The organism is Streptomyces sp. NPDC059456, from assembly GCF_042750055.1.
In the GTDB taxonomy this organism is placed as follows: Bacteria; Actinomycetota; Actinomycetes; order Streptomycetales; family Streptomycetaceae; genus Streptomyces.
In genome coordinates this window covers 1-7111 of record NZ_JBHYVA010000451.1, presented here as the reverse complement: position 1 = coordinate 7111, position 7111 = coordinate 1, and the positions used below count along the sequence as shown (strand labels likewise).

The window sequence follows — 7111 nt, the reverse complement described above, 5'->3', positions numbered from 1 at the left end:
GGGGCACCCCGTGGTTCCGCGGGCCCCCCCCGCGGGAGCCCGCCCCCCGGCCCCGCCCCCGGCGGGCGCCCCGGCCCCACCCCGCGACCCGGCCCCTGCCGCAGCCGGACTCCCCGACCGAACCGCCGACGCAGCCGCAGCCGCAGGACGTCGCCCCCGACCGGGTCGAGGGGCCGGTCCTGCGGTTCGGGCCCGGGGTGACGGCCGCCCTGCCGGCCCCTTTCCCCGTGGTCGCCGAACCGGTGGTGCGCCGCCCGCGCGGCGAGTGGCGCCGCTACACCCTGGCCGTGGTCGTGCTGCTCGCGGTGCTCGCGTACCTGGCCTGGCAGCGGTACGGCCCGGCCCTGGAGGTCCGCGACGTGACCGTCGCCACCGCCGGCGCGCAGGGTCCGGGCTGTGATTCCACGGCCGACGTGGTGGCCGTCGTACGGACCAACGGGCGGGCCGGGACCCTGACGTACCGGTGGATCCGCTCCGACGGCACCCGGTCTGAGCAGCTCACCGAACGGGTGCCGGGCGGGGGCAAGGAGGCCCGGCTGCACCTGCTGTGGACCTTCCAGGGCCGGGGCACGTACGCGGCCGAGGCGAAGCTCCAGCTGGTCTCGCCCGGACAGCGCACCGCCGCGACGCGGTTCACGTACCACTGCGCCGGCTAGGGCGCGTCTTCCGGGATCGTGCCGGGCCCGCCGGCCGCCCGCGCCGGAGGCCCGCAGCCGCTCCGGGGAGCGGCCGCGGGCCCCTTCCTGCCGGCCCGTCCGTGGCAGGCCGTTCAGAAACGGGCGTGGGCGGTGATGTCCGCCTCGAACTCGCCCGTCATCGCAGGGGTCACCGTCGGCCGGCACTGCGCGACCGCCGCCAGGTAGTCCCCGGTGGAGGCGCCCAGCTGGGCCGCCGCCGCACCGCGCGCGCCCACCGCCTCCAGGTCCCGCTCGAAGGACACCTGCGCCGCGATCCGCGCGGCGTGCTCGATGTCGGCCGGGGTGAACAGCTCGCTCGCCGCCACCAGCGCCGCCACGTCCACGTCCGGCCGGCCCGCCGTGTGGCGGGACCAGATCGCGGCGCGCGCCCCGGCGTCCGGGGTTCCGATGGGGATCAGGTAGTCGAAGCGTCCGGGCCGCAGGAAGGCCGGGTCCAGGGAGCGGATGGAGTTGGTGGCGCACACCAGCAGCCGCTCGTCACCCTCCCGGAACCCGGGGATCAGCTTGAGCAGCTCGTTCGTGACCCCGTGGATCCCGCCGGGCTGCGCGGGCTCGGTGCGCACGGGAGCGATCTCCTCGACCTCGTCGATGAAGACGAGGACCCGCTCCAGCTCGGCGATCCGGGCGAAGGCGTCGCGCAGCGCGGCGGCCAGGTTGCCCTCGTCGGCGAGGCGGGAGGGCAGCAGTTCCACGAAGGGCCAGCCGAGGCGGGAGGCGATGGCGCGGGCGAAGGTGGTCTTGCCGGTGCCGGGCGGCCCGAAGAGGGTGATGGCGCGCGGCGGCCGCACGCCGTGCGCGGCGGCCCGCTCGGGCTCGGCGAGCGGCAGCACGACGCGCCGTTCCATGAGGTCCTTCTCGTGCTCCATGCCGGCGACCTTCGTCCACAGGTCGTTGGGGAGGAAGCGGCCGCCGAGGTCGTCGAGCAGTCCGGCCGCCGGTCCGTGCAGCGGCTCCGTCTTCTCGAAGTAGGCGACGGCGGGCTGGCGCGTGTACCCGGCGTTGAGGAGGCCCTCGCCGAGCAGGTCCTCCTCGGGCAGGACGTACGCGATCCGCCCGACGCGGGCGGCGATCAGCCGCCGCTCCAGCTCGACGAGGAGGGCGCTGGCCAGGCCCCGGCCGCGCCAGCCCGCGGCGATGGCGATCCGCATCACCCAGGCCCGCTCGCCGGTGACGCAGGCGAGGGCCGCGCCGATCGGGACGCCCTGGTGGACGGCGACCACGCAGGGCTGCCGGTCGGTGAGGGCGCTGATGCACTCGGCGAGCGAGAAGACGGACTCCTGGCCGAGTTCGGCCGTGGTGTCGATCAGGTGGACCACCGAGGCGAGATCGCTCTCGCGGTAGTCGTGGATGAGCCAGTTCACCGGGTACCGCCCCTCGTTCGTGCTGCCTGTGGCGAGGCTAGGGGCGGGCGGGCCGGGCGATCATGCTCCGCGGCGCACAACAGCCGGTCCGAAAGCCGCCGCCGCGTCCATAGACTGATGCCCGTCACCCGAACAGCCGATCGAGGATCCGCGCGCCTTCATGACTTCCGACACGTCCCGGACACCGACCGGCCGGAGCCGGCACATCGTGTGGCAGGCGCCGGTCCTGTGGACCGTGGCCCTCGGGCTGTGGGGGCTCTCCCGGCAGGACAGCGTGTGGCGGGACGAGGCGGCGACCTGGCAGGTGGCGCGGCGGTCGACGGGCGAGATCTGGGACATGCTCGGCAACGTCGACGCCGTGCACGGGCTGTACTACCTGCTGATGCACGGGCTCTTCGAGCTCTTCGGGCCGGGCACGACGACGTTGCGGCTTCCGTCGGTGCTCGCGGTGGCGGCGGCCGCGGCCTGCGTGGCCGTGACCGGGCGGCGGCTGGCCGGCTTCTGGGCGGGGCTGGGCGGCGGGCTGGCGCTCGGGCTGCTGCCGGCCGTGCAGTTCTACCTCCAGGAGGGCCGGCCGTACGCGCTGGTCGCGGCCGGCGCCGCGCTGTCGACGCTGCTGCTGGTGTCGCTGCTGTCGGGCCCGCTGGCCGGCCGGCTGGCCCGGCCGCGGTGGACGGGGTACGCGCTCGCCGTGCTGGTGTGCGCGCTGCTGAACTGGCTGTCGCTGCTGATCCTGCCCGCGCACGCGGCAACACTGTGGTGGGTGCGGGCCGGGCGCGGGGTGTGGCTGCGCTGGACGGCGTACGCGGCGTGCGCCGCGGCGGGGGCGTTGCCGCTGGTGCTGTTCAGCCGGAGCCAGTCCGACCAGGTGTCGTGGATACCTCCGCTGACCTGGCACATGATGATCGGTCCGGCGATCCTGCTGGCCGTCGGCGGCGTCTGCGCCCTCGCGGACCGGCCGCGTGCGGGCCGGCTGTCGGCGACGGCGGTGGGACTGCCGCTGCTGGCGGTGCCGCAGCTCGGCCTGATCGGGATCTCCCTGGTCCAGCCGCTGTTCCTGGACCGGTACGTGCTGTTCAGCATGCTGGGGCTGGCCCTGCTGATCGGTGCGGGGCTGGGCGCCGCCGTACGGGCCGTCCGGCCCCGGTTCCCGCGGGCGGCGGGCCTGCTCGTGCCGGGCGTGGTGGGTGTCGCGGTGGTGGCGCTGCTGCCGGTGGAGCTGGGCAAGCGGGCTCCGGCCAGCCGGGTCGACGACGTGCTGTCGGTGGCCGGGGAGGTGGCCCGGCTGGGGCGGCCCGGGGACGCGGTGCTGTTCGTACCGGCCGCCCGGCGGGACACGGCGCTGGTCTCGCCGGACGCCTTCGCGGGGCTGGTGGACGTGGCCCTGGAGCGCGGCCCGGTGGCCTCGGCCACCCTCAAGGGCGAGGAGGCGGACCCGGCGCGGATCCGGGCGGCCCTGCTCGGGCAGCGGCGGGTGCTGCTGGTCACCGACTCGCAGAAGGTGGCGAAGCCGTCGGGCGCCGCCCGGGACGCGGCGAAGGCGGCCGTGCTGGAGGAGCGGTTCCGGGTGGTGGAGGACCGGCAGGTCCGGGGCCGCCGCGTGACGGTGTACGAGCACCGGTAGGGCGGGGACGTCAGGCGGCGCGGGCCCCGGCGGCGTGGGAATCCAGCCAGGACAGCGAGGCGCGGGCCAGGTCGGGCCAGCCGTGGTCGACGGTCAGGGAGTGGCCGCGGTCCTCGAAGCACTGGTACTCGGTGGTCGCGTGCGAGTGCTGGTACTGCTGGTAGGTCGAGCGGGTCAGCAGGTCCGGGACGGTGTGGTCGAGCCGGCCGGACAGCAGGAGCAGCGGGCCGCGGCTCTCGTTCCCGGTGTCGACCTCGGCCGGGGAGTGCGGGGTGAAGTTGCCGAGGGCCAGCTGGAACAGCGGGCGGGCGGTGCTCGGGATCGTCCACTCCTCGTACAGTTCCTCGGACTCCTCCTCGGACACGGCGTTGGCGAAGCCGTAGCGGAACTGCTCGCGGTTCAGCGATACGGACCGGCGGGTGTTCCCGGGGTCGCGCAGGACCGCGAACGTCGACCGGGCCTGGGCCGGGGCGATCGCCTTGACGCCCTTGATCTGCCCGGGGCAGATGGCCACCGCGGCATCGGCGAGGCCCTGGCCGAGCAGGTGCTGGGCGATGAACCCGCCGACCGAGTGCCCGACGAGGACGGGCCGGACCGGCAGCTCGCGGATCACCTTGGCGTGCGCGTCGGAGATCTCGACGAGCCCGACCCCGGCCTGGTCGTCCGGCCGGCGGCGGGCCTCGGCGACGGTGTCGGGGACCCCGGGCCACTCCGGCAGGACGGGCTCGTACCCGGCTTCGTCGAAGGCGTCGGCCCAGCCCTCCCAGCTGGTGGAATGCAGCCAGAGGCCGTGGATGAACACCACGGGCGTGCGGCGCTGTGCGGTCATGGCGGGACACCTCCTGGCCCCCCTGGCGCCTCTGCCAGTCTCGCCCGCGGCGCGCGCCCCCGCCACGCGCCGCCCACCTGCGGCGCCCGGATTCACAGCGCATTCATATGGAATATCTGGCTCCGGACATAGCTTCAGCGGGGAGGCTCAGGGCATGATCCCGCGCATGCATCCCCGACGACCGGCCGACCGAGCCCGCACCCGGCGTGCGGCGTCCCGGATCCTGCTCGCGCTGGCTGCGATGGCCGCCCTGGTCAGCGTGGACCTGCCCGACGCCGCGGCCGTGCCGCCGCTCGGGGTGACCGTCGAGGCCGGGTCCGACGCCGCGGCGAACCGCGTGGGCGCCCTGTTCGCGGACACCCTCGACGGCGGCCACTTCTGCACGGCGGCCGTGGTGCACAGCGACGACCGCGATGTGATCGTCACCGCCGCGCACTGCCTGGACAACCCGGACGCCACGGTGTTCGCGCCGGGCTACCGCGACGGCAAGGCCCCGTACGGCACGTGGAAGCTGACCGGCACGTACCTCGCCCCGAGCTGGACCGACGGCCGGGACCCGGACCAGGACATCGCCTTCGCGACGGTCGTCCCGGCGGACGGCGGCGGACGGCGCGTCGAGGACGTGGTCGGCGGCTTCCCCGTGGCCACCGAGCAGCCGGACGACGTCACGGTGACGGTCCTCGGCTACCCCAGCTCGGACGAGGCCCCGCTGCGCTGCGCGAATGCCACGAGCCTGTTCTCGCAGACCCAGCGCCGCATCGACTGCCCGGACCTCAGCGGCGGCACCAGCGGCAGCCCCTGGATCGCGGACGGCGCCCTGACCGGCGTCCTCGGCGGCTACGAGGCCGGCGGCGCCGTCCCGGAGGTCTCGTACAGCGCGGTGATGGGCGACCAGGCCCTGGAGCTCTACCGCGAGGCCGCGGTCTCCGCCGGCTGACCCCCGCCCCGCACGTCAGCCGCCGGGCTGCTCCTGCGGGAGCCCCGGCACGGGCGCGAACCAGGTCGGGTCGTTGTCTTGGGCACGGTGGATGCGGTCCACCGCGAAGGGCTCCAGCGGGGGCAGGGCGTCCACCTCGAACCAGGCCACCTCCAGCGACTCGCTGTCGTTGGCCCGGGCCTCGCCCCCGGTGGCCCGGCAGCGGAAGGTGATGTCCTGGAACTGGCAGACGTCCCCGTTCGGGTAAGTGATCGGTTCGAGCATCTGCACCAGCACCACCCGCTCCGGCACGCAGTGCACCGCCGTCTCCTCGTACACCTCGCGCACCGCCGTGACGGCGGGCTGCTCCCCCGGCTCGGCGATCCCGCCGACCACGGACCAGCGGCCGGTGTCGGAGCGCCGGCCGAGCAGGACGCGCCCGTGGTCGTCGAAGACGATGGCCGTGACCCCGGGCAGCAGGAGCAGCTGGTTCCCGGCGGAGGCGCGGATCTGGCGGATGAACTCGGGTGTGGTCATCCCCCGACCCTACGGAACCGCGCGCCCGGGCCCCGCGCCGGGCGGCCCGCGTCAGGGCGTCCGGCGGGACCGGATCCGGCGGGCGAGGGTCCAGCCGAGGCCGCCCGCGGCCACCAGGAGCAGCGCGTACTCGGGCAGCGGGCCCAGCCGGGTGGCCGGGGTCTGCGCGGAGCGCAGCGGGATCTCGTCGACCAGTGCGTCCGCCGTGAACATCTCCGTCTCCTGGACGATGTGCCCGTCGGGGCGGATCACGGCGCTGACACCGCTGGTGACGGGGACGAGCACGGTCCGGCTGTGCTCGACCGCACGCACCCGGTCCATCGCGAGCTGCTGGTAGGTCATCTGCGAGCGGCCGAACGTCGCGTTGTTGCTCGGCACGGCGATCACCTGCGCGCCCGCCCGGACCGTGGAGCGCACGGCGTCGTCGAAGGCCGCCTCGAAGCAGGTGACCATGCCGACCCGGCTGCCCGCCATGGCGAAGACCCCCGGCTCCTTGCCGGGGCCGAAGTCGCGCTGCACGCGGTCCACGTCCGCGCTGAAGAGCCGGACGAAGGACCGCATCGGGATGCGCTCGCCGAAGGGCTGGATCTTGCGCTTGTCGTACGTGTCGACGGGCCCCTTGACCGGGTCCCACAGGATCATCGTGTTGCGCAGCGGGCCGGTCTCCGGCGCCAGCACCGTGCCGATCGCGACCGGGACGCCGATGGTCTTGACCGCGTTGTCGATGACGGCGTACGCATCGGGCTCGGTGTACGGGTCGATGTCGGAGGAGTTCTCCGGCCAGACCACGAAGTCGGGCCGCGGGACCCGTCCCGCCTTGACGTCGGCGGCGAGCTGGAGGGTGCGGTTGGCGTGGTTGTCGAGGACCGCGCGCCGCTGGGCGTTGAAGTCGAATCCGGCGCGCGGCACGTTGCCCTGGACGACGGCGGCCACGGCGGTGCCGTTCTCGGGGGCGTCGGACACCAGCGGGCGGGAGGCGAACGCCGCGCCGACCGGGACCACGACGGTGAGCGCGGCGAGGGCCGCGGCGGTCCGGCGGGGCCGGCTGCGGGCCGTGCGCAGGGCCTCGTACAGCCCGAATCCGCAGAGGGCGACCGCGAAGGAGAGCAGCGGGGTGGGGCCGCGGGGGGGGGGCGGCAGCTATAG

General features: G+C 75.1%; 6 protein-coding genes and 1 pseudogene. 3 read left to right on the top strand and 4 right to left on the bottom strand.

Going from position 1 to position 7111, the window contains the following annotated elements:
* On the top strand, positions 1-656 hold a 656-nt coding region (locus tag ACFXA3_RS29985), incomplete at its 5' end, for a hypothetical protein (RefSeq protein ID WP_385191718.1).
* A 113-nt stretch (positions 657-769) separates the two neighbouring features.
* Here the strand turns inward: ACFXA3_RS29985 and ACFXA3_RS29980 are convergent.
* On the bottom strand, positions 770-2059 hold the full coding sequence (locus ACFXA3_RS29980; RefSeq protein ID WP_385191717.1) for an ATP-binding protein: 1290 nt from the start codon (positions 2057-2059) through the stop codon (positions 770-772).
* Between the two features lie 160 nt (positions 2060-2219).
* Between ACFXA3_RS29980 and ACFXA3_RS29975 the strand changes: the two genes are divergently transcribed.
* Entirely contained in the window at positions 2220-3683 is a 1464-nt protein-coding gene (locus tag ACFXA3_RS29975; RefSeq protein ID WP_385191716.1) for a hypothetical protein, read from the top strand.
* A 10-nt stretch (positions 3684-3693) separates the two neighbouring features.
* Here the strand turns inward: ACFXA3_RS29975 and ACFXA3_RS29970 are convergent, their stop codons facing one another.
* Complete coding sequence (locus tag ACFXA3_RS29970) at positions 3694-4512, bottom strand: alpha/beta hydrolase (RefSeq protein ID WP_385191714.1); 819 nt, start codon at positions 4510-4512, stop codon at positions 3694-3696.
* Positions 4513-4678: 166 nt separating this feature from the next.
* Here ACFXA3_RS29970 and ACFXA3_RS29965 point away from each other — a divergent pair, with 166 nt between their 5' ends.
* Positions 4679-5449, top strand: coding sequence for a trypsin-like serine peptidase (locus ACFXA3_RS29965; RefSeq protein ID WP_385191713.1), 771 nt, complete (start codon positions 4679-4681; stop codon positions 5447-5449).
* Between the two features lie 15 nt (positions 5450-5464).
* Here the strand turns inward: ACFXA3_RS29965 and ACFXA3_RS29960 are convergent, their stop codons facing one another.
* Both ACFXA3_RS29960 and lnt read right to left on the bottom strand, forming a co-directional pair.
* Positions 5465-5965: an NUDIX domain-containing protein gene (locus tag ACFXA3_RS29960; protein WP_385191711.1), complete on the bottom strand. Its 501-nt coding sequence runs from the start codon at positions 5963-5965 to the stop codon at positions 5465-5467.
* Positions 5966-6016: 51 nt separating this feature from the next.
* A pseudogene (gene lnt / locus ACFXA3_RS29955) lies at positions 6017-7105 on the bottom strand (apolipoprotein N-acyltransferase); the annotation flags it as partial.
* Positions 7106-7111: the final 6 nt, after the last annotated feature.

Bases quoted from the DNA above. Each gene is read 5' to 3' on its own strand.
- ACFXA3_RS29975 (WP_385191716.1), top strand. From the start codon at position 2,220: ATGACTTCCGACACGTCCCGGACACCGACCGGCCGGAGCCGGCACATC.
- ACFXA3_RS29960 (WP_385191711.1), bottom strand. From the start codon at position 5,965: ATGACCACACCCGAGTTCATCCGCCAGATCCGCGCCTCCGCCGGGAAC.
- ACFXA3_RS29970 (WP_385191714.1), bottom strand. From the start codon at position 4,512: ATGACCGCACAGCGCCGCACGCCCGTGGTGTTCATCCACGGCCTCTGG.
- ACFXA3_RS29965 (WP_385191713.1), top strand. From the start codon at position 4,679: ATGCATCCCCGACGACCGGCCGACCGAGCCCGCACCCGGCGTGCGGCG.